The sequence below is a fragment of the Craterilacuibacter sp. RT1T genome (genome assembly GCF_023502145.1).
Taxonomy (GTDB): domain Bacteria; phylum Pseudomonadota; class Gammaproteobacteria; order Burkholderiales; family Chromobacteriaceae; genus Craterilacuibacter.
The window spans coordinates 106950-132250 of sequence record NZ_JAMFLI010000003.1 but is presented as its reverse complement, the minus strand read 5'-3'; the positions used below and the strand labels follow the sequence as shown (position 1 = coordinate 132250).

Sequence of the window (25301 nt, the reverse complement as noted above, 5' to 3'; positions counted from 1 at the left end):
GCCCAAGTACGCACACGGGCAGGCAAGACTTGCAAGGGACGACTCCATGAATGCCAAACATCTCTCGACGCTGGCCATGCTGACGCTGTTGGCTGCCTGCTCTACCACGCCGCCCAAAAAACCCGCACCCAAGCCGCGCCCCGGCATCTCGCTGGCCGGGCTTCAAGCCGATGGGGCCGGGCGCGAAGTGCTGATGGTGACACTGGGGCTATTGGGTAATGATTACAAATTCGGCGGCACCAATCCGGAAGCCGGTCTCGATTGCAGTGGCATGGCCGGCTACATCTACCGCAATGCACTGGGTGTCGAGTTGCCACGCACTGCGGCACAGATTGCCGAAGCAGGCAGATCGATCAGCATGAATCAGCTGCGGGTCGGCGATTTCGTCTTTTTCAACACCATGAACCGCCGCTACTCGCATATGGGCATTTTTATCGGCGACGGCAAATTCGTCCATGCCCCGCGCACCAATAGCCAGATCCGGGTCGAACGTCTGGACAACCCCTGGTTTATGAGCCGTTTTGACGGCGCCCGCACCCTGTTTAACTGACCCCCCGGCTCAACGCCAGCCGCTTCCCGCCCGAACGACCCTAGACTTCCATGCAGCCGCTTGCGGCTGCATCACGACATAGGGATACCCCTTATGCCTAGAGTCTTCTCAAGCAAAACCCATTGCGACTAAACTGCCCGCTGGTCAGGGGCTACTCCACGCCTGCCAATTACAACAATTCCAATGCTTCATACTCGGGAGAAACTTGTGCAGTCGCTGCTCGCTCTATCGCGCCTCATCGACGCGATCAATGCACGCATAGGACAGTTCGCCTCATGGATTGTCCTCGTCGTCGTCCTTATCAGTGCCGGCAACGCCGTTGTCCGCAAAACACTTCATATCAGCTCGAACGGTTTTCTTGAAATTCAGTGGTATCTGTTTTCCGCCATGTTCTTGCTAGGCGGCGCTTATACCCTGCAAAAAAACGAGCATATCCGCATCGATATTCTGGCGAGCAAGCTCTCGCGCCGCGCGCAGGCCATGCTGGAAATCGTCTGCACCGTGCTGTTCCTGTTCCCCATGTGCTACCTGATCATTGCCTACGGTTGGCCCATGTTTATGGACGCGTGGACCAGCGGCGAGATGTCCTCCGACAACGGCGGCCTGATCCGCTGGCCCGTCATGGTGTTGATTCCTATCGGCTTTAGCCTGCTGATGGCACAAGGCCTGTCCGAAATCATCAAACGCCTGGGCTTTATTGCCGGCGTCGCCGCCGACCCGCTGGACAAGGCACTGGATCCGCACAAGGAGCATGTATGAGCCTCGAGATGCTCGCCCCCATTATGTTTGTGTCGCTGATCTTCTTCTTGCTGATCGGCTACCCTGTTGCTTTTGCCCTGTCTGCAGTCGGTCTGCTGTTCAGCTGGGTAGGCATCTATTTTGACCTGCTCCGACCCGAGCTATTGCAGGCACTGCCGCGCCAGGTGTTCGACATCATGCGCAACGACACCCTGCTGGCGATTCCGTTCTTCACCTTTATGGGTTTGGTACTGGAACGCTCGGGCATGGCCGAGGCCATGCTGGACACCATAGGCCAGCTGTTTGGCCGGGTGCGAGGCGGTATTGCCTATGCGGTGATCTTTGTGGGTGCCTTGCTGGCGGCCACCACCGGTGTAGTCGCCGCGTCGGTCATCTCGATGGGGCTGATTTCGCTGCCCATCATGCTGCGCTACGGCTATGACCAACGTGTCGCCACCGGCGTAATTGCCGCCTCCGGCACACTGGCACAGATCATTCCGCCAAGTCTGGTACTGATCGTACTGGCTGACCAGCTGGGCACCTCGGTAGGCGATATGTACGCTGCCGCCATGCTGCCGGGTCTGCTGCTGTGCGTTTTTTACGCCATGTATATTTTCAGCATCTCGCTGTTCCGCCCACAATGGGTACCGGCTTTGCCACCTGAGGCGCGCACCTTGCGCGGCAGCAAGCTGATGCTGCAGGTGCTGCTGGTGATGGTGCCGCCACTGCTGCTGATCTTCCTGGTACTGGGCACCATCTTCCTTGGTATTGCCACCCCGACCGAGGGCGGCGCCATGGGCGCAGTCGGTGCCATCGTACTGGCCATGATCAACCGCAAGCTGGATATCAAGCTGCTCAAGCAGGCGATGGACTCGACGCTCAAGCTGACCACCTTTGTGGTGTTCATCCTGATCGGTGCCCGCGTCTTCCGTATTGCCTTTTTGGGCGTCAATGGCGACCAGTGGGTTGAACACCTGCTGACCGCCTTGCCCGGCGGCGAAGTCGGCTTCTTGATTGCCGTGAACATCATGGTGTTCTTCCTGGCCTTCTTCCTCGACTTCTTCGAAATCGCCTTTATTCTGGTACCGCTGCTGGCACCTGTGGCACAAAGCCTGGGCATTGATCTGGTGTGGTTCGGCGTGATTCTGGCGGTCAATATGCAGACCTCGTTCATGCACCCACCATTCGGTTTTGCCCTGTTCTACCTGCGTAGCGTGGCACCGAAAGAGGTCAAGAGCAGCAGCATCTATAAGGGCGCGATCCCGTTTGTGCTCATCCAGATTGTGATGATAGGTCTGGTGATCGCCTTCCCGTCGCTGACTACGGTATTCCGCGACAAGGAAATCGTGGTCGATGAATCCAAGTCGGAACAGGTGCTGGAACAGTTGTCCATCGACAATGCGGCTTTGCCGGAAAACATGGCGCCTGCCGATGGCGAAGCCTCGGCTGCCAGCGGTGAAGCTGCCGACGATGGTGCGGCGCTGCTTAAGCAGTTGTCCGGCCAATAACAATAAGCGTGCCGGCTAATAGCCGGCACGGCACAAGCTACCCCATCAAAGGAGAAAACCATGGAAAGACGTTCCTTCCTCAAAAAAGCCGGTGTTGCCGGCGCGGCAGCCGCCGCAGTCAGCGCCCCTGCACTGGCGGCAGACACGCCGGTTATCCGCTGGCGTCTGGCGTCCAGCTTTCCGAAAAGTCTGGACACCATTTACGGTGCGGCCGAGCGCATGTCCAAGCGCATTTCCGAGCTGACCGGCGGCAAATTCCAGATCCGCGTATTCCCGGCCGGCGAGATCGCACCGGGCAACCAGGTGCTGGATGTGGTGCAAAACGGCACCGTCGAGTGCGGCCACACCGCCGGTTACTACTACGTCGGCAAGAACAAGGCCTTTGCCTTCGATACCTCCTTGCCTTTCGGCCTGACCTCCCGTCAGCAAAACGCCTGGCTCTACTACGGTGGCGGCCTCAAGGCGATGCGCGAACTGTACGCCCAGTACAACATCATCAACTTCCCGGGCGGCAATACCGGCTGCCAGATGGGTGGCTGGTTCCGCAATGAAGTGAAATCGATGGCCGACCTGAAGGGCCTGAAGATGCGCATCCCGGGTTTTGGCGGCGAGATCATGGCCAAAATGGGTGCCATCCCCCAGTCCTTGCCGGCGGGGGACATCTATCCGGCGCTGGAAAAAGGCACGATCGACGCCACCGAGTGGGTCGGCCCGTACGATGACGAAAAACTCGGCTTCTACAAGGTCGCACCGTTCTACTACTATCCAGGCTTCTGGGAACCGGGCCCGAACCTGTCGTTCTACGTCAATAACAAGCAGTGGGCCAAGCTGCCCAAAGAGTACCAGCAGGCGTTTGAAGTGGCTGCAGCCGAAGCCAACCTGACCATGCTGGCCCAGTACGACGCACAGAACCCGCAGGCGCTGGTGCGTCTGCTGCAAAAAGGCGTCAAGCTGAAGAAGTATCCGGCCGACATCATGAAGGCCGCACAGACCATCGCTTTTAATTTGTACGAAGAAGAAGCGAAGAAAAACCCGGCCTTTGGCAAGATCTACGGCCCATGGAAAAAATTCCGCGCACTGGAGCATGGCTGGTTCAACCTGGCAGAACAGGGCATGGAATCCTTCATGTACACCAACCGCAGCAAATAAACGACAAACGGGGCAGTCATGCCCCGTTTTTTATACCCATTACCTACGTAAAAACCGGGTCAAATATCCCATGTGCTAAATTATTCGCACCCTGGCCAATCAAGCGGCATAAGACCGCAGCCAAGGTGCCGGACGCTTTTGCGACCGGGCAAATGCCCACCCCTGGAGGAGAAGAAGATGGAGAGACGTTCATTTCTGAAAAAAGCCGGTGCTACCGGCGTTGCCGCTGCCGTTGTCAGCGCCCCCGCACTGGCAGCCGACGGTCCCACCGTACGCTGGCGCCTGGCATCCAGCTTTCCCAAAAGCCTGGACACCATTTACGGCGCAGCCGAACAGCTGTCCAAGCGTGTCGCCGAACTGACCGGCGGCAAGTTCCAGATCCGCGTGTTTCCGGGTGGTGAAATCGCCCCGGGCAACCAGGTCCTGGATGTGGTGCAAAACGGCACCGTCGAGTGCGGCCACACCGCCAGTTACTACTATGTCGGCAAGAACAAGGCCTTTGCCTTCGACACCTCCCTGCCCTTTGGCCTGACCGCTCGCCAGCAAAATGCCTGGCTCTACTACGGCGGCGGCATGAAGGCGATGCGCGAGCTCTTCGCCCAGTACAATATCGTCAACTTCCCCGGCGGCAACACCGGCTGCCAGATGGGTGGCTGGTTCCGCAATGAAGTCAAGGATCTGGCCGGCCTCAAAGGCCTGAAAATGCGCATTCCGGGCTTTGGCGGCGAGATCATGGCCAAACTCGGTGCCATTCCGCAATCCATTCCCGGCGGCGACATCTATCCGGCCCTGGAAAAAGGCACCATCGATGCCACCGAATGGGTCGGCCCGTACGACGACGAGAAGCTGGGCTTTTACAAGGTTGCCAAGTTCTACTACTACCCGGGCTTCTGGGAACCGGGTCCGAACCTGTCGTTCTACGTCAACAGCAAAGAATGGGCCAAACTGCCCAAGGAATACCAGCAAGCGTTTGAAGTCGCGTCTGCCGAAGCCAACCTCCTGATGCTGGCAGAGTACGATGCCAAAAACCCGCAGGCTCTGGTGTCCTTGCTGCAAAAAGGCGTCAAGCTGAAGAAGTATCCGGCCGATATCATGAAGGCCGCGCACACCGAAGCGTTCAAACTGTACGAAGAGGAAGCCGCCAAGAATCCGGCCTTTGCCAAGATCTACGGCCCATGGAAGAAATTCCGCGCCATGGAGCATGGCTGGTTCAATCTGGCTGAACTGGGCATGGAAAGCTTCATGTACAGCAATAAAAAATAAGCCGTACGCCAAGCATAAAGCGCCACGCCCGGATTGGGCGCGGCGCTTTTTCTATCGCTCAAACTCGCAAGCCGGCGATCGCCTTTAATAAAACACGCGCGACACAGAATACAGACACAGGCCAATCGCACCACCAACCAGTGTCCCGTTGATGCGAATAAACTGCAGATCATGCCCGATCGCCAGCTCGATACGCTCGCTCACCTCTTCCTTGCTCCAGCTGTCGAGCTTGTCCGAAATAAAAATCGCCACGGCCGGCCGATAACGCTCGACGAGAGCGGGCAACAAAGCCATGAGCCGCCGGTTAAGCCGCCCCTGCATACGCGCGTCGTGCACCAGACGCTCACCCAGCCCCCGCAACAGCACCATACCGGCCGCCACAAGCCTCGAATCGGGTGCACGTACATCAGACAGCACCCAGTCCTTGATGCTCGCCCAGACATCATCCAGCAAAGCATCAAACACCGGATCAGACAGCAAGGCCTGCATGCTGCGCGTGACACGGGCCCGCCAGCGCGGGTCGGCCTTGAGCCGTAAGGCACACTCATGCAGGTAAACGTCCAGCATCTCGCGCCACGGATGAGCCGGGTCGCTCGCGGCCGCGCTCATCTCGGCCTGCAGGCGCTGGATCAGGCGCTCGGCGGCAGAGCGGGCCAACGGCCGCAAAGTACTCCCCAGCGACACCCCCATGACCTTGACGTCTTCCAGATGCAGCGACTCGGTCAGCAATGCAACCAGACGCTCGCGCACGGTTTCGGCTTCCAGCTTGCGCCCCATGCCGCTAAACAGGGTGTCCAGCAACTCATGCTGGCGCTCACCGGCCAGCCAGCCATCTAACACGCGCCCGCCCAGCGTCGCCATATCGATACGCATCAGGCCCGAGCGCACGCCGTCTGCCAGATGGCTTCGCATCGCATGATCATCCAGCGACGAAATCACCGTAGCCATTGCGTCCGCGACCAAACGGGCCACGCGTGGCGAGACCGAGACACGGGAGAGCCAGTTACCGGCCAGCTGTGCCGGATTGTATGTCGCCAGTCGCGACAGCAAGGCCGACGAGGTAAAGAAATGCTCCACGACGAAACTGCCCAGATTGCGCGCAATACGGCTCTTATTCTGCGGAATGATCGCCGTATGCCAGATTGGCAGCCCCAGCGGATGGCGAAACAGCGCCACTACGGCAAACCAGTCAGCCATGGCACCGACTGTCGCGGCCTCGGCAAAAGCGGCTACAAACGGCCATAAGGGATGGGCGTCGTGCTGCCAGTGCGCCAGCAACACCAGCAATAGCGCCCCCACCAGCAAGGCCAGTGCGATGGCCTTCATGCGCTTAAGCTCGGCCAAGCGCTGATCATCATCGCTGGCGATAAGGGACGGTGCGTTTACCATACGGCCTCCTGCCATAGATTCCTGTACGAATTGTAAGCCGAAGACCAAAACAAAGCCGCCAGCATTGCTGGCGGCTTTGTTTCATGACTATCGCGGCGATCAGCCTTTAACGACTTCCGCAATCGCATCGGCGACATAAGCCAGATTATTCTGGTTCAACGCAGCCAGACAGATACGGCCGGTCGAAACGGCGTAAATGCCGTAGTCGGCACGCAAGACTTCAACCTGCGCCGCACTCAGACCGGTATAGGAGAACATGCCGCGCTGAGCCGTCACAAAAGAGAAGTCCTGTGCGACACCCTTGCTCTTGAGTGCCGACACCAGCCCCTCGCGCATCGCACGAATGCGCACCCGCATGCCGCCCAACTCGTCTTCCCACATCTGGCGCAATTCTGGGCTGCTCAATACCGCAGCAACGACCGCCCCGCCATGAATGGGCGGGTTGGAATAGTTGGTGCGGATCACGCGCTTAAGCTGCGACAGCACGCGCGCCGACTCGTCCTTGTCCGCCGTAATAATGGACAAAGCACCGACACGCTCGCCATACAGGGAAAAACTCTTGGAGAAGGAACTGGACACGAAGAACTGCAAACCGGAGGCACTGAACAGGCGCACAGCGACGGCATCCGGCTCGATGCCCTCGGCAAAGCCTTGGTATGCCATATCCAGGAAAGGCACCAAAGCGCGCTCGCGACAAACATCCACCACTTCGGCCCACTGCGCGTCGGACATATCGGCGCCCGTCGGGTTATGGCAGCAGGCATGCAGCACGATGACCGAACCCGGTGCCAGACCCAGCAGGAAGGCTTTCATGGCAACAAAGTTCACGCCACGGGTTTGCGCATCGTAGTAGGGGTAGTTTTCCACGACAAAACCGGCCGCCTCGAACAGCGCGCGGTGGTTTTCCCACGACGGATCGCTGATATACACCTTGGCATCGGCCTTCAGGCCCTTGAGAAAATCCGCACCAATTTTCAGTGCACCGGTGCCGCCCAGAGCCTGTGCCGTCACGACACGGCCGGCGGCCAGCAATTCACTGTCTGCGCCTAGCAGCAGCTTTTGTACCGCCTGGTTGTACTGGGCATTACCCTCGATAGCCTGATAGCCGCGTGGCGGCATGGCTTCCAGACGCGCCTTCTCGGCAACTTTCACCGCAGACAGCAATGGAATCTTGCCATTCTCGTCAAAATACACGCCTACGCCCAGATTAACCTTGGTTGCGCGCGCATCGGCGTTATAAGCCTCGTTCAGGCCAAGAATAGGATCACGCGGAGCCAGCGCAACGCCGGCGAAAATCGAAGTGCTCATACAAACTCCAGTGTTTACAGGGGATCGCTCAAGGCGCAAGCTGTGCTTAAATTTATGCCATCGATTTTATCATGCGCGATCCCTACCGTGCATGCCAATTAGAAGGGCATAAGCACGCGCCTAGCTGGCTAGTGCCAGCACGCCACAGTACTCCCTGTCAGGGGAAACAGCCTGCCGCAAAAACTGCACCTGACCCAGCCCGCTCAATTGGCCATAAAAAAGCCGCCCACCATGTGCAGGTGAACGGCATGCGCTTATACCCGTACGGCCACACCGAACTATTGGGGCACGACACGCGCCTCGTTGCCACTCCCCTCGATCACCACATTCTGCCCGACAAAGAGCTGGCCACTGGCAGGCTGGGTCACCCCGACATTTACGCCATTTTGCAGGCTGACAACCACATACTGGCCGGCTTGCGGCTGCGCGTTCTGGTTTTGCTCCAGCCTGTTACCCAGATAGCCGCCTCCCAGTGCGCCCAGTACGGCCGCGACATCACGCCCCGTCCCTCCACCTACCTGACTCCCCAGCAGTCCGCCGGCGACAGCACCTATCACCGAGCCGATACCCAAGTGGCTGGCACTTGGAATCTGGACTGGCGAAATGGAAACCACACGACCAAAACGCAGTTGCGGGTTGTTATACCCCCCGCCACCTTGCCCCTGGTTCTCCAGCGCACCCAGATTGCCCAACTCCCCCAAATTTCCCATCCCGCCCGTATTGGCACAACCCGTCATGGCCAATACCAGCCCTAAGGCCAAAACACCGCATCCCGGCACTCGCATGCTTATCCTCCCTGATAGTCAGGCTCAAATGGCCTGAACTCAGTCTAGACCAGCGCACCCGGGGTAGCCGTGACGCGAAGCTCATGCGAGTAAAATATGCCATGACCCACGCCTTAACAGCGTAGGCCGGTTAAAGCACACGACCCGATCAGGCCGGCTTGCCGCACACGCTAGCCAATTGCTGCGGGTTCTGTACAAAGACATTACCGCTACCTTGCAGTTTGATAATACGGGCATCGCGCGACTTTTCCCAAGCATCGACCGGATAGGTCTTGGCCCAGGCGCACATTAGCTGCGTGTCCTGCTTGCTCATTTTCAAGCCATAGCGGCCGTGCATATAGAAATAGATACGGGCAATGCGTCCCCTGACCTCTTCACGCGGCTGAGCGCGGCGACCCTTGAAGTCGACGATCGTCTGGCACTGGCCATACATGGGCTCGGGACTCCGCGTCCAGGCGCCGAACGAGAAGTTGCTGCGGTCACCATTGACTTCGCCTACCGCCGGCACCAGGTTCACCAGATCACCCTCGGCCATACGGAACACATCGTCGCTAGCGGTGCAGTTCTTGCGCCCGCCCTGTTGCCAGCATTGGCGCTGATGGCCCAACACCCAGGCCGGCACCACATGCTCCCACTCCAGACGGCTGGCACGGTTGGCATTTTTGCGCGGCTGATAGCCGCAGGAGGCCAGATCCATTGTTTTGCCGGTATAAGGGCAGCCACAGTAAAAATCGATTTCTTCACCGTTAAAAACACTAGGCAGCACTTTTTTGGCGTTATTGAAGTCGCGCGGACCGACGCTGTTCTTGCCGCTGACCAGCACGATAGGGTCGGTCAGCGAAATGGCGGCTACGGGCGTGGTTTGTGCCGTCTTGGCAAGCGCCGCTGTTTCGGCATTACCCTGACCGGAGCACGCGACCAGCAAGGCACTGATAAGGGGAATAAAGCAGAATTTCATGAAAAGCCGCAAAAAGCTGCCACCGTAACCGGCTTTTGCATGACTTTCAAGGCTGAATTAACTCAGCCTCATACATCGCTATGGATTCAATTGCTTACCGTGCCGCGCTCGCATAAAGCATAGCCGGCGTCTTGCAAGGCTTTACGCCATTCGCCCATGGCCTGCGCCACCCGTGCGGGCTGACCACTGAAGCCGAACTCGATATGCATCTGCGGGATAGTCTCGCTACCGAAACTGGGCAGACTGGACAATCTCAGCGCCGGATAGCGGGCAGTAAAAGCCTGCATCAAGGTAATCAGATCACCCTCGCGTGCATCCAGCGCAATCACCGTTTGCTCGATATCGGGCACGGTGTTTTTCAATTGCGGATACGCCGTATCCAGCACCCAGGCAATCATGGGCCAAGCCATGGCAGGAAAGCCCGGTACAAAGTGGACATCTCCCACAGAAAAGCCCGGCATCTGATTCACCGGATTAGGGATCAGGCGCGCCCCTTCCGGGATATTGCCCATATTGATACGGTGCGGATAGGCCTCGGCACCAAAGCGTCCTTCGATAATCGTGCGCGCCTCGGGATGGATGGCCAGCGGCACCCCCAGGGCAGCCGCCGCGCACTGACGGGTGTAATCGTCCGGTGTCGCGCCGATACCACCAAAGCTGAACACCAGATCACCACTAGCAAAGGCGCGCACCAAAGAGGCCTGCAGGCGCACAGGATCATCCCCCAGATATTCAACCCACGCTAACTTCATGCCGCGCTCGGCCAGCATGGCAATCAGTGCCGCCAGATGCTTGTCCTGGCGTTTGCCGGACAAAAGCTCGTCGCCAATAATGATCGCGCCTACATTCATGCTGATGACCTCAGGAGAAAGAATTTCTGATGCCATGATAAAACATGCCGACCCACTCGCGTAGCGCCTGATGCGTTTCCTGCATGGCACGGCCCGATGGCAGATACCAAATAATGCCCTCGCCGTCGTAACGGGTAAATCCGGTCGGTGCCGGCACCACCTCCAGCCCCTGCGCTTCGAACAAGGGCACGGCACGGCGCAAGTGCCAGGCTTGCGTCACCAGCGTGATGCGTTTTACACCGGCATTTTTCAGCATGGCCGCCGACAATCGCGCATTGGCTTCGGTATTGAGCGACTCGGACTCCACCCAGTAAGGCTTGACCCCATAATCACGCCACAGCATGCGCTGCATGACCCAGGCTTCCGGCTCGCCGCCCAAGGGTGCACCGCCGGTCAGCAATAAGGGCACGGTACTGGCCTTATGCAGGTGCACGGCGTAGCGCAAGCGCGCCGCCGTGTCGCCACTCGGTACATTCTCACCATATTCGGGGGCCGGCTTCTTGCCGCCCCCCAGCACCACAATGGCACCGCTTTGGCGTACATCGGCAAGGCGGGCTACGGTCTGGTTTTCCAGTGCAGCATTCAGGGCTATCGCCATGCGCGGGGTAGAAAAGGCATACAGCAGCAACATGGAGAGGACAAGCAAGGCGAGCCCGCCCCGCTTTTTACGCCGAAACAGCCAAAAGCCAAACCCGGCCAACAGCAGGCAATTGACCGGCGGCAGCAACAGCGCCCCGAAAACCTGATTGAACAACACACCCGGCGCAGTCGTCACGCACATCTCTCCAGACTAAAGACAAGGCGCCGGCAGCAAAGCCCGGCGCCTGTTTAAACGTAAAACGGCCCTGCTCCCATGCGGGGGCAGGGCCGAGAGCCGACAGTTTACTCGCCAAGATAAGCGTTGCGAACCCGGTCATCGTTAAGCAGATCTTGCGCATTGCCACTCATGGTAATGCGCCCGCTCTCCATCACATAGCCGCGCTGCGACACCTCCAGTGCCAGACGCGCATTTTGCTCGACCAAGAGCATGGTCACACCCTGCTCCGCCACCATGCGGATGATTTCGAATATCTTGGCCACGATCAAGGGTGCCAGCCCCATGGAGGGCTCATCCAGCAGCAAGAGCTTGGGCTTGGACACGATGGCGCGCCCCATGGCGACCATCTGCTGCTCGCCACCGGACAGCGTGCCGGCCAACTGCTTCTCGCGCTCTTTCAAGCGCGGAAACAGTTCAAACACATGCTCGATGTCGGCCTTGATGCCGTCTTCATCATTGCGGTGGTAACCGCCCATGCGCAGGTTTTCGGCCACGGTCAGCTTGGAAAAGACACCGCGTCCTTCCGGCACCATCACCAGACCCTGACGCACAAAGTTATACACCGGTGTGCCCGCCGTATCCTTGCCATCAAAGCTGATGCTGCCGCCGGACTTCTTTTCCATACCGACCAGAGTCCGCAAGGTCGACGTCTTGCCGGCACCGTTGGCACCAATCAACGTGACCAGCTCGCCCTTTTCGATATGCAGGTCTATACCCTTGACCGCCTGAATGCCGCCGTAGGAAACCTGCAGGTTCTTGATGTCAAGAATGCTCATGAATGTGCCACCCCAAGGTATGCCTCGATCACTTTCGGGTCCTTGCGTACCGCCTCGGGTACGCCTTCGGCGATTTTTTTGCCGTAGTCGAGCACCGCAATGCGGTCGCACAGGCCCATCATCAATTTCACGTCATGCTCGATCAGCAGCACGGTGACACCGGAGCTGCGGATTTTCTCCATCAGCGCCTTAAGCTCTTCGGTTTCGCGCGGGTTCATGCCGGCTGCCGGCTCGTCCAGTGCCAGCAGCTTGGGCTCGGTCGCCAGCGCACGGGCAATTTCCAGCCGGCGCTGATGGCCATAACTCAGGTTCTTGGCAAACTCGTCGGCTACATCGCTAATCCCGACATAGGCCAATAGCTCCTGTGCCTTGGCGCGAATCGCGGCCTCCTCGGCCCGGGTACCCTTGTCGCGCAGCACGGCCCCCAAGGCACCCGCCTTGGAGCGGATATGGCGGCCGACCATCACGTTTTCCAGCGCCGTCATTTCCTTAAACAGACGGATATTCTGGAAAGTCCGGGCGATGCCGGTGCCGACCACCACATGCGGCTGGGCGCGGAACAAGTTTTTCCCGTCAAAGCTAAAGCTGCCCTCGTCCGGCATATACAGACCGGTCAGCACATTGAACAAGGTCGTCTTGCCGGCACCGTTAGGCCCGATCAAGCCGTAAATCTCGCCCTTATTGATGGTCAGGGCCACTTGATTAAGCGCGACCAGACCCCCGAAGCGTTTGACGATTCCGTCTATTTTCAGCAGGACTTCAGCCATAAATCAGTGCCCCTTTTTCGCATCGTCAAACTCGGCCTTGCGCCGCTTGGATGGCCACATCCCTTCCGGACGCACCAGCATCATCACCACCAACGCCAAGCCGAACAGCAGCATGCGGGCGTTTTCCGGGTCGACAATCATCTTGCCGAAGGTCGCCATTTGCAGCGGGCCGATGACATCGCGCAGGATTTCCGGCGCGATGGTCAATACCACCGCCCCCAGAATGACCCCCGGAATATGTCCCATGCCGCCCAGCACGACCATGGCCAGAATCATGATCGACTCCAGCAAGCCGAAAGACTCGGGCGAGATAAAGCCCTGGAACGAGGCAAACAGGCCACCGGCCACACCACCGGACAAAGCGCCCAGGGCAAAAGCCAGCAACTTGATATTGCGGATATTGATCCCCATGGCGGCGGCGGCAATATCGTCCTCACGCATGGCAACCCAGGCGCGACCGATGCGCGAGTGTTGCAAGCGCCACGCCATGATGACCACCAGCACGGTCAGCGCCAGGAAGAAGTAGTAATACATGTAGACGCTGTTAAAGGAGATGCCGAAAAACTCGTGCGTCTTGCCCAGCGAAAAACCGCCGACCGACACCGGATCAATCAGATTCACCCCTTGCGGACCGTTGGTCAGGTTGTAAGGCGCGTTCAGATTGTTCAGGAAGATCCGGATAATCTCGCCAAAACCCAGCGTGACAATAGCCAGATAATCCCCCTTGAGCTTGAGTACCGGCGTACCCAGCAACAAGCCAAAGCAGGCGGCAATCAGCGCGCCCAGAGGCAGCGTGATATAGAACGGCAGATGGATGCCGAAATGGGGTGAACCCAGCAAGGCAAAGGTATAAGCCCCCACCGCGTAAAACGCGATAAAGCCCAAGTCCAGCAGCCCGGCAAAGCCCACCACGATATTCAGACCCAGTGCCAGCATCACATACAGCAGGGCAAAGTCCAGCGTACGTACCCACGAGTTGCCGAAAGCATTACCGACAACAAAAGGCAGGATGGCCAGAATGATGGCCGAAGCCAGAAAGCCCAGGACTTTCTTGCCGTTGGCCGGCGGCGTTGTTGTAACTGAAACCGTCATTATGCTTCCCCTTGTATCAGGCGCGATCGGCCATTTTTTCGCCCATCAGACCGGACGGACGGAAAATCAGCACCGCAATCAGCACCATAAAGGCAAAGATGTCCTGATAGTGCGACCCCAGGAAGCCGCCGGTCAGATCCCCGATATAGCCGGCACCCAGACTTTCGATAATGCCCAGCAAAATGCCGCCAGCGACAGCACCACCCAGATTGCCGATCCCGCCCAGCACCGCAGCGGTAAAGGCCTTCAGACCTATCATAAAGCCCATGTAGTAATGGACTTGCTCATAGTTGGTGGCCACCATCAGGCCGGCAATCGCGCCTAAAGCCGAACCGATAACGAAAGTGGTCGAGATGATGGTATTCACATTCACCCCCATCAGGCCCGCGACTGCCGGATTCTGGCTGGTGGCGCGCATGGCGCGACCCAGTTTGGTCTTTTCCACCACCACCAGCAGCGCCGTCATGATGACAAAGCACAGCACCACAATGCTCACTTGCAGCTTGGTAATGCTGGCGCCGAAGATCTCGACCACATCATGGTCAAGAATGGGCGGAAACGGGATGTAATTGCGGCCCCAGACCAGAATGGCCAGCTGCTGCAATACGATGGAAACACCGATCGCGGTAATCAGCGGTGCCAGACGCGGCGCATTGCGCAAAGGCCGGTAAGCAACGCGCTCGATGGTAAAGCCCAGCAACATGCAAGCCGGAATCGCCACCATCACCCCGATCAGGATCAACGCCAGTGCCGGCAAGTTGATGCCCATGCCTAAGAGGGCGGACACCACGGTCACCGTGACCATGCCGCCGACCATCACCACTTCCCCGTGCGCAAAGTTGATCAGCCCCATGATGCCGTACACCATGGTGTAACCCAGTGCGATCAAGGCATAAATACTGCCCAGCACCAGGCCGTTAAGGATTTGTTGCAGAAAAATGTCCACGATGAGGACTCCCCTTTGATTGAGCTGCAAGTCGGCGGATTGGGCTATAGCCTCTTATATTCCACCCACGTATCGTGCGCTAGCACAACTTTATGTTCAAAATGTGTCAAACACGGCTGGATTATGCGTTTGTCTACAATCGACTGTCAATGCAGAATACATGCTCGTAAAGGCTATTTTTTCAACAGGGAAAATAAAATGCAAACCATTGAAAATAAATGGGTTTTTATCTTACGCCCTGTGCCAACTTAGTCCAATACAGCAAAGCCGTAGCATTTTCACCCCAGCCTCCCTTACATCTGCGGCATTTGCCCGGCCATTCATCACAGACTGGTGCAAAACCCATGCCTATTAAGTAACTGCCGCTCGCCATGCTAGGCCATAGCTTGCAAAAAGCCCGGACGAACCGGGCTTTTTGCAAAAAATGTGCCATCAACGATCAGGACTAAAAATGCAAACCTGGGGAGATCTGCGCCGGTAACAGCAAAGACTCGCACTCCAGCGACGCGACCGGCCACGCACAGTAATCCGCCGCATAATAGGCACTCGCCCTATGATTGCCCGATGCGCCAACGCCCCCAAATGGTGCAGCACTGGAAGCGCCAGTCAGCGGCTTGTTCCAGTTCACCACCCCGGCGCGACTCTCCAGCAGGTAACGCTCGTAGCTCGCCCTGTCATCGGACAGCACCCCGCCGGCCAAACCAAAACGGGTATCGTTGGCGACAGCAATGGCTTCATCAAAATCGCGATAGCGGATGATTTGCAGCAAGGGGCCGAAATACTCTTCATCCGGCCGCGTACCGACTGCCGTGACGTCGATAATACCCGGTGTCAGCAAGGCGGCGCCCTCTTCCAGACGGCGCATGGCGAGCAAGACTTTGCCGCCCATGGACTGCAATGCGTCCTGCGCTAGCAGCAGCGCATCGGCTGCCGCATTGGACACCAGCGCCCCCATAAACGGCTGCGGTTCGGCATCCCAGCGCCCGACCACGATATCGCGACTGACATCAACCAGACGGGAAACAAAAGCGTCGCCCCATGCCCCGATCGGCACCAGCAAACGCCGCGCACAGGTGCAACGCTGACCGGCAGAAATAAAGGCCGACTGGATCACATGATGGATAGCCGCATCGCGCTCGGCCACTTCGGTGACGATCAGCGGATTATTGCCGCCCATCTCCAGCGCCAGAATCTTGTCGGGGTGACCGGCAAACTGGCGATGCAGCACGCCGCCGGTGGCCGAACTACCGGTAAAGAACAAGCCATCGATGCCGGCATGCCCGGCCAGCGCGATACCCGTTTCACGCGCCCCCTGCACCAGATTCAACACCCCTGCCGGCAAGCCCGCCTCCAGCCATAGCTGGACGGTGACTTCAGCCGTCCATGGCGTCAGCTCGGACGGCTTGAACACCACACTATTGCCGGCAATCAGCGCCGGCACGATATGGCCATTGGGCAGGTGACCTGGAAAATTGTAAGGGCCGAACACAGCCACCACGCCATGCGGCTTGTGGCGCAGCACGGCTTGCGCATCCCCCATCACGGCAAAGCGCTCACCGGTGCGCTCCAGATAGGATTTAACCGAAATCTCCACTTTGTTGGCCATGGTGGTGACTTCGGTCAAGGCCTCCCAACGCGGCTTGCCGGTTTCGCGTGCAATCACGCTGGCCAATTGTTCACGCTTGGCCAGCAGACACTCACCAAAACGACGCACCACGGCCAGGCGCGCATCCAGCGTCAGGCGTGCCCATGGCACAAAGGCCGCACGCGCAGCAGCAACGGCCGCATCCACCTGATCTGCACTGGCAGAACGCCCCTGCCACAACATCTCGCCACTGGCCGGATCGGTCTTGCTCATATGGTCGCCGGCGCCGGCTTGCCATTGGCCTGCAATACACAAGGTGCTCATACGATTTTCTCGGTTGGATTAACAGGAACGCAGCGCACGAAATCGCCCTCATTCACTTCCAGCGCCTGCACGGCCTGCGGCGTCAACAGTACCGCCCCCCCATCTTGCGGGAACTGCCCCATCACCACGCGGAAGCCGGAAAGGCTGGTATTGGCAACCAAGACATGCGGATGCTCGCCTTCGGGCAGCGGGTCAGCCAGCACCACACTCAAAAGCTGGCTCTCTTTCACCGCACGAATATCCTGGGTGTAAGCCTGCACGGTCGGGCCGGCATCGAAAATATCGACATAACCCTCGTAGCGGAAACCTTCGGCTTCCAGCATGGCCACCGCCGGACGGGTGTTTTCATGCGTTTTGCCGACCACGGCCTGTGCTTCCGGCGTCAGAAAGTCGATATACACCGGATGCTTGGGCATCAGCTCGGCAACAAAAGCCTTCTGCCCGATACCGGTCAGATAGTCGGCCTTGGCAAAATCAATAGAGAAGAAGTGTCGGCCCAACGCCTCCCAGAATGGCGAGCGCCCTTCGGCATCGGACACGCCACGCATTTCTGCGACGGTAATCTTGCCGAACAAATGGGCAAACTGGGCAAGAAACAGGAAACGGCTCTTGGACAGCAGGCTGCCATTACGGTTGACGCGATAGTCCGGATGCAGGAACAAGGTGCATAGCTCGCTGTAACCGGTGTGGTCATGCGACAGGAACAAGGTATCGTGCCGGGTATAGACCCCCAGCTCTTCCGAAGCATGCACCATGGTGCCGACACGATAGTTGTACCACGGCTCTTTCAGGCCGACGGCGGCTTCCAGCGCGCAAATACCGCCAATGCGTCCGGTCTTGCCGTCTTCCAGCACGAAAACATAGCCTTGATCGGCACGTTCCAGATCACCGGCAAAGCTCAGCATGGAACGGCTAATGCGCCGGGTCAGGCGCTCCTCGTTCACCGGCAGCGAAGTCAGACCAACGCCGGCGCTACGCGCCAGCTCCATCAGGCCATCCAGATCCTGAAAACGTATGGGGCGAATGAACATCATGGTAATTCTCCTTATTCGCCTTGCAAGGGGCTGATGCGTACGCTCTGACCGCAGGCCAGATCCAGCGCGCGAGCAACATCCGGATTGATCCAGGCCACACCATCGACCCGCGCCACTTTACCCACGGCACTACGGAACTCGCTGCATAGCGTATTGGATAGCAGCATGTCCTGCGCACTGTCCGGCAAGCTGGCACTGATCTCGACCGGCAGGCAATCGTTATTATTCAGGGTAAACAGACGGTCAATCTCGGCAGTCAGCACCGCACCACCATCGAAAATATCCAGATACTGGTCGGCCTCAAACCCTTCGCGCGTCAGAATGCGGCAAGGCTGCTCAAAAGCCGGGTGCACCTGGCCGATGGCATGCTGTGCCGCATCCGGCAGCAAAGGCACATAGATCGGATAAGGCGGCATCAATTCCGCCACAAAGGTCTTGCTATGCTCGGAAAAAGCCTGCTCAACCTGCGGGAAATCCATATTAAAGAAGCGCCGGCCAATGGCATCCCAAAATGGCGACTGGCCCGCGGCATCATGCACGCCCAGCATTTCGGCAATAATGCGCCGGCCAAAATGCTGGCGCTGGCCAGCCAGAAACATCAAACGCGCCCGCGACAACAACTGGGCGGCATAAGGCTGCGTCGGGTGTTCGCAAAAGAAACCACACAATTGCACCATACCGGTCAGGTCGTGGCACATAGTCAGCGCATGAATGCGGTTATTGACTTTAAGCGCACGCGAGGCATGCACCAGGGTTTCGTTACGGTAGGTATAAAACGGCTCGTCAAAACCGGCAGCACCCGCAATCGCGGCAGCCCCCAAGACTACGCCATCCTCCTCTAGCACCAGCATGTAGTAATCATGAGCAGCGTCGATATCGGCGATGGTTTCGCTTTCGAACGAGGCGATGGAACGCTGCAGTTTTTCAAACAGCTTTTCCCGGTTGGCAGGCAAGCTGGTCACACCAACGCCGCTGGCAAGAGCCAGGCGTTCAATGGCGGGCAGGTCGGAAATCCTGACTGGGCGTACGATCAACATCCACTTCTCCCGGGTAAATCCGGTGCAACAGACGTACACCGGCCTGCCTGTCTGGCGACGGGCATCAAATTCTGTCGTGAGGGGAAGAAAACGGGGTGGGCAACACCCCGTTTATTCGCTTTAAGCGGTGAGTGTCGCCAGTGCGGCCTCGAAGCGCAGCAAGCCCTCTTCGATATCGGCGTCCTCAATAACCAGACTCGGCGCCAAACGCACCACGCTCAAGCCTGCCACCAGCAACATCAGGCCTTGGGCTTCTGCCGCTTTCAGTACATCCTTGGCACGGCCGGCATACGCATCGTTCAACACGCAACCGAGCAACAAGCCCATGCCGCGCACTTCCTTAAAGACGGAATACTTGGCATTGATCGCCTCGATGCCGGCAACAAAGCGCGCATGTTTAGCACGTACACCGGCCAACACTTCGGGCGAAGAGACGATTTCGATGACTTTTTTGGCCACGGCACAAGCCAGCGGATTGCCGCCATAGGTCGAGCCGTGCGTGCCGATACCAAAGCTTTGTGCCACTTTTTCCGTGGTCAGCATGGCGCCCACCGGGAAACCTCCGCCCAGCGACTTGGCAGAGGACAGAATGTCCGGCGTCACACCGTATTCCATATAGGCATACAGCGAACCGGAACGACCGGCGCCGGTCTGTACTTCGTCAAAAATCAGCAGCGCACCATGCTGGTCACACAGTTCGCGCGCGGCCGCAAGGAAAGCAGGATCAGCAGGCAATACGCCGCCCTCGCCTTGTACCGGCTCGATAACTACCGCGCAGGTCTTGTCCGAGATCGCGGCCTTGAGCGAATCGATATTATTGAATTCGAAATGGTCAATGCCGGCCGGCACCGGCGCAAAGCCTTCGGTGTATTTGGGCTGACCACCGACGCTGACGGTAAACAGCGTGCGGCCATGGAAGGAATTCTTGCACGACAGAATCTGGTGTTTGTCGGAGCTGAAATGATCGGCTGCGTACTTGCGCGCCAGTTTGAAAGCCGCCTCGTTAGCCTCGGCACCCGAGTTACAGAAGAATACGCGTTCGGCAAAAGTCAGCTCGGTCAGCAAGCTCGCCAGTTCCAGCGCCGGCTCATTGGTAAACACATTGGAAACATGCCACAGCTTGCCGGCCTGCTCAGTCAAGGTTGCCACCAACTCCGGATGGCAATGCCCCAGCGCATTGACGGCAATCCCGCCGGCAAAGTCTACATATTCACGCCCCGACTGATCCCATACCCGCGAGCCCGATCCCCGCACCGGAATAAACGCGGCAGGACCGTAATTAGGCACCATCACCTGATCAAAAGTGGCGCGACTGACCGTATTCTTCATCTGCTTTCCTTGCTTGCTGTAGTGGCGTTGTTTTAGTGGTTTTGAGCGATTCTACATTGCCTTGTCAAAATACCCACTTCACCTATGCGACGCAGGTTTACAGATTTAATTGACCCAGATCAAAGCCACAGCCTTTTCGCACAAAAAACGGCCAAATAACAGCTTTGGCTAATACAAGCATTTACCACCAACCCGCCACTAAAGCCCTGCCTGTGTGCGTGCAGCATGCAAAATGCCCCGCGCAGCGGGGCATCAGATGGATACGAATCAGGCTATATCAGTTTTTGACCGGCACCGCCTGCAAAACAGCCTTCAGCAAATCCCAAACCTTGGCCACAGACTCGACATTCACCCGCTCACCCGGCGCATGCGCACCCTGAATATCGGGACCGAAGGACACCATATCCATCTGTGGATACTTGGAGCCAATCAGGCCGCACTCCAGTCCGGCATGAATCACCTTCACGCCGCTTTCGCCACCGAACTCGCGTGCATACACCTGACGGAATAGCGCCAGCAGCGCCGAATCGGGATTAGGTGCCCAACCCGGATACTTGCCTTCGCGCTGGATATCGCATTTTGCCAGGCTAAACAGGCTGACGATTTCATCTGCCAGCATCTGGGTGCCCGACTCGAGCAAGGAGCGCACCATCAGGTTGGCAAACAGCGCACCCTCTTTGATCTGTACCACACCCAGATTATTCGAAGTTTCCACGACACCGCTGACGCGCTGGCTCATGCGCTTGACCCCGTGCGGAGCGGCATGCAGCGCCGACAACAGGCGCGCCTGATCGGCCACCGCCATCACGCTACTGGCCTCAGTCATCTCGTGCGTGACGCGTACGCCCTCGTCCACGCCATAAAGCTCGAACTGCAGCAGGCTCTCGAACTCGGCCAGACGCAGCGCCAGCGGTGCCAGCTTGTCCGCCGGCAGCGCCACGACGGCAGTCGCTTCACGCGCCAAGGCATTGCGAGCAGTACCGCCATCAAACGACACCAGCCGCAAATCAAACTCGGCCTCCAGCGTTTTAATCAGGCGCAGCAGGCTCTTGATCGCATTGCCACGCCCCAGATGGATGTCGCAACCAGAATGGCCACCCTTCAAGCCCTTGATGCCCAGACGCAATACACGATGATTCGCCGGCATGGCTTCAACCGCATAATCTGCGCGGACATTCACATCCTCGCCACCGGCACAGCCCAGATAAAAATCACCCCACTCTTCGGTGTCGATATTGATCAGCAATTCGCCCTGCAACAAACCGGGTTCCAAACCCAGCGCACCGCCCATGCCGGCCTCTTCATCGACCGTCAACAGCGCTTCGACTGGGCCGTGTGCAATATCGTCGCTTTGCAGCACGGCCAGCGCCAACGCCACACCGATGCCGTTATCCGCGCCCAGCGTGGTGTTCTCGGCCACCAGCCAGCCATCCTTCAGTACCGGACGGATAGGATCTTTGAAAAAATCGTGCACGGTATCGGCATTCGCCTGGCACACCATATCCAGATGGCTTTGCAGCACCACACCCTGGCGGTTTTCAAAACCCGGCGTGGCCGGCTTGCGGATAATCAGGTTGCCGGCACTATCAAGCAGGGCAGCCAGACCGCGCAACTCAGCCCAGCCTTTAAGATAGTCGCGCAAAGCTTCTTCATGCTTGGACGGACGCGGGATTTCACATAGTGTCTGGAAGTGCTCCCAGACTTCGGTCGGCGCAAGTTCTGCTATCTTGGTCACGCGGCATTTCCTTCCTGATTGACTGGATACCGGTGGAAGGCGACACACCGGCTTGGTAAATAAGTATTTACTTTATCACGGTAATCGGCGGCTGCGCCATGGCTGCTTCCCGCACGCAAGGGCGCACGCGAGTCTGGCTTAATGCAAGGCAAAAAAATCCCCCTTCAAACATGAAGGGGGCCATTTGCTATTGGGAGGTGCAACGACCGGTGCTGAGGACACCAATCCATCCAAACCGGAAGAATCTGAATGCGTCGCTATAATAATCTACCGACAAATCAATATCTATCCGTAGAAATACTGAGTCAGCGACCTGCTTCGACATCCAAAACAGCCTGAATATCTGCCGCTTGGGTCAGCTTGCGAATAGCGGCAAACAAGGCTTCTGCTTCGGGATAGCTGCGCTTCATTTGTGGCAGCCACTGTTTGATGCGGCTGACGGGGTAAGGCGTACCTTCCCCTCTGGCGCGGCACTGGGCATAAAAATCCAGCACCCAAACCATCGCCTGAGCCCAAGAGGCGGGCGGGCATTTTTCACCCGTTGCATGGTAATGCGCGATGCGTCGCGCCAGATCCGGGGCGGCCAATAAGCCGCGACCTATCATCACCGTGTCGCAGCCACTAACTTCGCGTATCGCCAGATAATCATCCAGCGTCCAGACCTCGCCATTGGCCACCACCGGCACCGACACATGTTCGCGAATGCGCGCCAGCCACTCCCAGTGTGCAGGCGGCCGATAACCTTCCACCTTGGTACGGGCATGGACCGTCAACTCGCTCACACCGCCGTTGACCAAAGCCTCGGCACAGGCCAGCGTCAGCGAGGTGTCCTCAAAGCCCAGGCGCATCTTGGCGGTCAGCGCAACAGACGAAGGCAAGGCCGTCCGCACCACACTGGCAATTTCATGCATCAGTGCCGGCTGCTTCAATAAGGCCGCGCCGCCGCCATGGCGATTGACCGTCGGCGCCGGGCAGCCAAAATTCAGGTCAATGACCTTGGCGCCATACTCGACCAGACGCAGCGCATTATGTGCCAGCGCCTGCGGCTCAGAGCCCAATAACTGCACGCGCAAAGGTACACCGAAGCGCGTAGCGCCCCCCTGAAAAAGCTCAGGCGCATGGCGCTGGAAGGTTTTAAGCGGAAGCAGCGTATCGGTGACACGGATAAACTCGGACACGCATAAGTCGATGCCGCCGATGCCCGTCAGGACATCGCGCATCACCTCGTCCACGATGCCTTCCATCGGAGCCAGTACAATAGCCATGGCACCCCCTGATAAAAGCCGCGATTCTAACGAAGGATGCAACAAAAGTCCGCGCTTCAAGGCAGGTTTAGCCGCATGAACGCGCTATGCCCAATACGGGCACACCAGCCTCACGATATAATCACCCCAATTTAACCACTTATTTTCCAGATGCCAGCCCTGACACTGCCGGACTCGCTCTTTGCCCGCAATCGCCTATGCGAAGATGGTGAAAACATTTTCCGACTCAGCCCCCGGCAGCGCGACGAATACGCCGCACTCGTCCTGCCGGTATCTCATCAGAGAGATTACGGTCAAGCCGACTCGGCTTTTGCCGTACTATCCCGGCTGGAAGGGCGCTTGCTGCCACTGCTTTACACGCCACTTGATTGCGCTGCCCCTAATGTAGAGCTGCACGCCATCGCCAGCGAACTGGAACAGTTGATAGACCAGCAAGCCGATGCCTGCATCGCCAGCATCCTGCTGTCGCCTTATGAGCATTACACCCCGCGCCATGCCATTAATGCGGCCACCCTGATTCATTTATTAGGCAAAGCACAAGCGCTGGACGCGAACACGCGCCAGTCTTTAGCCTGCGCGGCGCTCACCATGAATATCGGCATCGCATCGACACAGGATCAAATGGCACGACAGGCGGCCCCACCCACCACAGCACAACAGCAGCTGATCAAACTCCATCCGTTACTGAGTTCCGCCTTGATACGGGAGATGGGCATTACCGACCCACTCTGGCATGAAACGGTACTGATGCATCACGAACAATGGAATGGCAGCGGCTATCCTTTCCGTCTGCAGCAGGCGGATATTGCCGAATATGCGCACCTGATGCACATCGTCGACATCACCTGCTCCAAGCTCATGCCCAGAAGCTACCGCAACCCGATGCCGGCGCAACAGGCACTGTCCATGCTGTACCAGAATCAAAATCAGCAAATCGACCCAAACCTGATCACCTTGCTGATACGAACTTTGGGTATCTTTCCGCCCGGCGAGTTTGTCGAACTGGACAACGGCACGATTGCCATCGTGGTCGAGCGCACCGATAATCTGCAAGCGCCGCGCGTAGCCCTGCCTGCACAGCCCAAACAGCGGATTCAAACCGACAGCACGCCATACCGGATCAAACGCCCCACGGTGCCACAAATCAGCGCGCGGCATATACACTTACTCGCCCGTTTCTGGAGTTAAGCCTGATGACTGTCAAACCCGAACTCACGCCCGGCCGTTACCGCCACTACAAAGGCCAGGACTACGAAGTCATTGATCTCGTATGTCACTCGGAAACCGAGGAATGGCTGGTTTTATACCGGCCACTGTATGGCGAGGGCGGACTATGGGTACGCCCCTACACCATGTTTTTCGAAGATGTCATCATTGACGGAGTCAGCATCCCGCGCTTCGCCCGGCTGTGTTAACACGACATGCATCGATCAAAAACCGAGGGAAAAACTATGGCGATCGCCATTCTGGCAGGTGGATGCTTCTGGTGCACCGAAGCCGTATTTAGCTGCCTCAAAGGGGTCACGCAGGTAGAACCGGGCTATATCGGCGGACATACATCCAAGCCGGACTATGCCCAGGTTTGCAGCGGCCATACTGGCCACGCCGAAGCGGTACGCATTCATTTCGATGAACACATCCTGCCTTTTTCCGTTTTGCTCGATATCTTTTTTGCCAGCCACGACCCGACCCAGCTTAACCGTCAAGGCAACGATATCGGCAGCCAATACCGCTCCGCCATTTTCGCGCAGGACGCAAAACAAGCCTTAATTGCCCACGAACGCATGCGCTACGCCCAGCAAACATGCTATATCGGCACCCCTATCGTCACCTTGGTGGAACCGGCGCAAGCATTCTGGCCGGCAGAGGCCGCACACCACGCTTATTACGCCCGACATGGCGACGCGCCTTATTGTCAGGCCGTTATCCAACCCAAACTGGCCAAAATTTTCCGTTTATACGCCGATAAATTGGCTCGGGATTAAAACTGAATACCAAGCTACGCCCTGCCGGCGCAGCCGCTTTAATCGTCGTGCGCGCCAAACTGCTTTCGCGCCGCCCTTTCTATCCGACTTCAGGCAAAGACACACGATTC

The 25301-nt window shown here is 58.0% G+C and carries 24 protein-coding genes; 8 read left to right on the top strand and 16 right to left on the bottom strand.

Annotation, left to right across the window (positions count from 1 at the left end):
• The first annotated feature begins 46 nt into the window (after nucleotides 1-46).
• The 5 genes from M3P88_RS06945 (at nucleotide 47) to M3P88_RS06925 (ending at nucleotide 5208) form a co-directional block, all read left to right on the top strand.
• Entirely contained in the window at nucleotides 47-550 is a 504-nt protein-coding gene (locus M3P88_RS06945; protein ID WP_249615310.1) for a C40 family peptidase, read from the top strand.
• Between the two features lie 207 nt (nucleotides 551-757).
• Nucleotides 758-1309: a TRAP transporter small permease subunit gene (locus M3P88_RS06940; protein WP_249615309.1), complete on the top strand. Its 552-nt coding sequence runs from the start codon at nucleotides 758-760 to the stop codon at nucleotides 1307-1309.
• Nucleotides 1306-2796 (top strand): TRAP transporter large permease, encoded by a 1491-nt coding sequence (locus M3P88_RS06935; protein WP_249615308.1) that lies wholly within the window; start codon nucleotides 1306-1308, stop codon nucleotides 2794-2796. The genes M3P88_RS06940 and M3P88_RS06935 overlap by 4 nt, the downstream gene beginning before the upstream one ends.
• A 60-nt stretch (nucleotides 2797-2856) precedes the next feature.
• On the top strand, nucleotides 2857-3945 hold the full coding sequence (locus M3P88_RS06930) for a TRAP transporter substrate-binding protein (protein WP_249615307.1): 1089 nt from the start codon (nucleotides 2857-2859) through the stop codon (nucleotides 3943-3945).
• Between the two features lie 177 nt (nucleotides 3946-4122).
• Nucleotides 4123-5208: a TRAP transporter substrate-binding protein gene (locus M3P88_RS06925; RefSeq protein ID WP_249615306.1), complete on the top strand. Its 1086-nt coding sequence runs from the start codon at nucleotides 4123-4125 to the stop codon at nucleotides 5206-5208.
• An 84-nt stretch (nucleotides 5209-5292) separates the two neighbouring features.
• On the opposite strand, the gene M3P88_RS06920 is transcribed toward M3P88_RS06925, so the two are convergent.
• From M3P88_RS06920 to M3P88_RS06845, 16 genes are all read right to left on the bottom strand, one after another.
• A complete protein-coding gene (locus tag M3P88_RS06920) occupies nucleotides 5293-6597 on the bottom strand; it encodes a DUF445 domain-containing protein (RefSeq protein ID WP_249615305.1) in 1305 nt (434 codons plus the stop codon).
• Between the two features lie 99 nt (nucleotides 6598-6696).
• On the bottom strand, nucleotides 6697-7905 hold the full coding sequence (locus tag M3P88_RS06915; protein WP_249615304.1) for an amino acid aminotransferase: 1209 nt from the start codon (nucleotides 7903-7905) through the stop codon (nucleotides 6697-6699).
• A 278-nt stretch (nucleotides 7906-8183) separates the two neighbouring features.
• Entirely contained in the window at nucleotides 8184-8690 is a 507-nt protein-coding gene (locus tag M3P88_RS06910) for an outer membrane lipoprotein (protein WP_249615303.1), read from the bottom strand.
• Between the two features lie 148 nt (nucleotides 8691-8838).
• On the bottom strand, nucleotides 8839-9648 hold the full coding sequence (locus tag M3P88_RS06905; protein WP_283773146.1) for an endonuclease: 810 nt from the start codon (nucleotides 9646-9648) through the stop codon (nucleotides 8839-8841).
• A gap of 86 nt (nucleotides 9649-9734) precedes the next feature.
• The gene (locus M3P88_RS06900) at nucleotides 9735-10535 is read right to left on the bottom strand and encodes a competence/damage-inducible protein A (protein WP_249615302.1); all 801 of its coding nucleotides are present in this window, start codon (nucleotides 10533-10535) and stop codon (nucleotides 9735-9737) included.
• Nucleotides 10510-11280, bottom strand: coding sequence for a YdcF family protein (locus M3P88_RS06895; RefSeq protein WP_249615301.1), 771 nt, complete (start codon nucleotides 11278-11280; stop codon nucleotides 10510-10512). Before M3P88_RS06895 ends, M3P88_RS06900 begins: the two co-directional genes overlap by 26 nt.
• A 101-nt stretch (nucleotides 11281-11381) precedes the next feature.
• Nucleotides 11382-12092, bottom strand: coding sequence for an ABC transporter ATP-binding protein (locus M3P88_RS06890; RefSeq protein WP_160796589.1), 711 nt, complete (start codon nucleotides 12090-12092; stop codon nucleotides 11382-11384).
• The gene (locus tag M3P88_RS06885) at nucleotides 12089-12859 is read right to left on the bottom strand and encodes an ABC transporter ATP-binding protein (protein WP_249615300.1); all 771 of its coding nucleotides are present in this window, start codon (nucleotides 12857-12859) and stop codon (nucleotides 12089-12091) included. The genes M3P88_RS06890 and M3P88_RS06885 overlap by 4 nt, the downstream gene beginning before the upstream one ends.
• 3 nt (nucleotides 12860-12862) lie before the next feature.
• Nucleotides 12863-13951 (bottom strand): ABC transporter permease subunit, encoded by a 1089-nt coding sequence (locus M3P88_RS06880; protein ID WP_160796585.1) that lies wholly within the window; start codon nucleotides 13949-13951, stop codon nucleotides 12863-12865.
• A gap of 16 nt (nucleotides 13952-13967) precedes the next feature.
• Nucleotides 13968-14897: a branched-chain amino acid ABC transporter permease gene (locus M3P88_RS06875; protein WP_124734495.1), complete on the bottom strand. Its 930-nt coding sequence runs from the start codon at nucleotides 14895-14897 to the stop codon at nucleotides 13968-13970.
• Nucleotides 14898-15342: 445 nt separating this feature from the next.
• Entirely contained in the window at nucleotides 15343-16806 is a 1464-nt protein-coding gene (gene astD / locus M3P88_RS06870; RefSeq protein WP_249615299.1) for a succinylglutamate-semialdehyde dehydrogenase, read from the bottom strand.
• Nucleotides 16803-17840 carry an arginine N-succinyltransferase gene (gene astA / locus M3P88_RS06865; RefSeq protein WP_249615298.1) on the bottom strand — a complete coding sequence of 346 codons (1038 nt, stop codon included), beginning with the start codon at nucleotides 17838-17840 and terminating at the stop codon, nucleotides 16803-16805. Before astA ends, astD begins: the two co-directional genes overlap by 4 nt.
• Nucleotides 17841-17851: 11 nt before the next feature.
• The gene (locus M3P88_RS06860) at nucleotides 17852-18877 is read right to left on the bottom strand and encodes an arginine N-succinyltransferase (RefSeq protein ID WP_249615297.1); all 1026 of its coding nucleotides are present in this window, start codon (nucleotides 18875-18877) and stop codon (nucleotides 17852-17854) included.
• 120 nt (nucleotides 18878-18997) lie between these two features.
• Entirely contained in the window at nucleotides 18998-20206 is a 1209-nt protein-coding gene (locus M3P88_RS06855) for an aspartate aminotransferase family protein (RefSeq protein ID WP_249615296.1), read from the bottom strand.
• Nucleotides 20207-20483: 277 nt separating this feature from the next.
• Nucleotides 20484-21941 (bottom strand): aminoacyl-histidine dipeptidase, encoded by a 1458-nt coding sequence (locus M3P88_RS06850; protein WP_249615295.1) that lies wholly within the window; start codon nucleotides 21939-21941, stop codon nucleotides 20484-20486.
• A gap of 305 nt (nucleotides 21942-22246) precedes the next feature.
• A complete protein-coding gene (locus M3P88_RS06845) occupies nucleotides 22247-23206 on the bottom strand; it encodes a tRNA dihydrouridine synthase (protein WP_249615294.1) in 960 nt (319 codons plus the stop codon).
• Nucleotides 23207-23356: 150 nt separating this feature from the next.
• Here M3P88_RS06845 and M3P88_RS06840 point away from each other — a divergent pair, with 150 nt between their 5' ends.
• From M3P88_RS06840 to msrA, 3 genes are read left to right on the top strand one after another with little or no spacing between them, the layout of a single operon-like run.
• A complete protein-coding gene (locus tag M3P88_RS06840) occupies nucleotides 23357-24394 on the top strand; it encodes an HD-GYP domain-containing protein (RefSeq protein WP_249615293.1) in 1038 nt (345 codons plus the stop codon).
• A gap of 5 nt (nucleotides 24395-24399) precedes the next feature.
• Entirely contained in the window at nucleotides 24400-24621 is a 222-nt protein-coding gene (locus tag M3P88_RS06835) for a DUF1653 domain-containing protein (protein WP_249615292.1), read from the top strand.
• Nucleotides 24622-24657: 36 nt separating this feature from the next.
• The gene (msrA, locus tag M3P88_RS06830; RefSeq protein WP_249615291.1) at nucleotides 24658-25191 is read left to right on the top strand and encodes a peptide-methionine (S)-S-oxide reductase MsrA; all 534 of its coding nucleotides are present in this window, start codon (nucleotides 24658-24660) and stop codon (nucleotides 25189-25191) included.
• The last annotated feature ends 110 nt before the right edge of the window (nucleotides 25192-25301 follow it).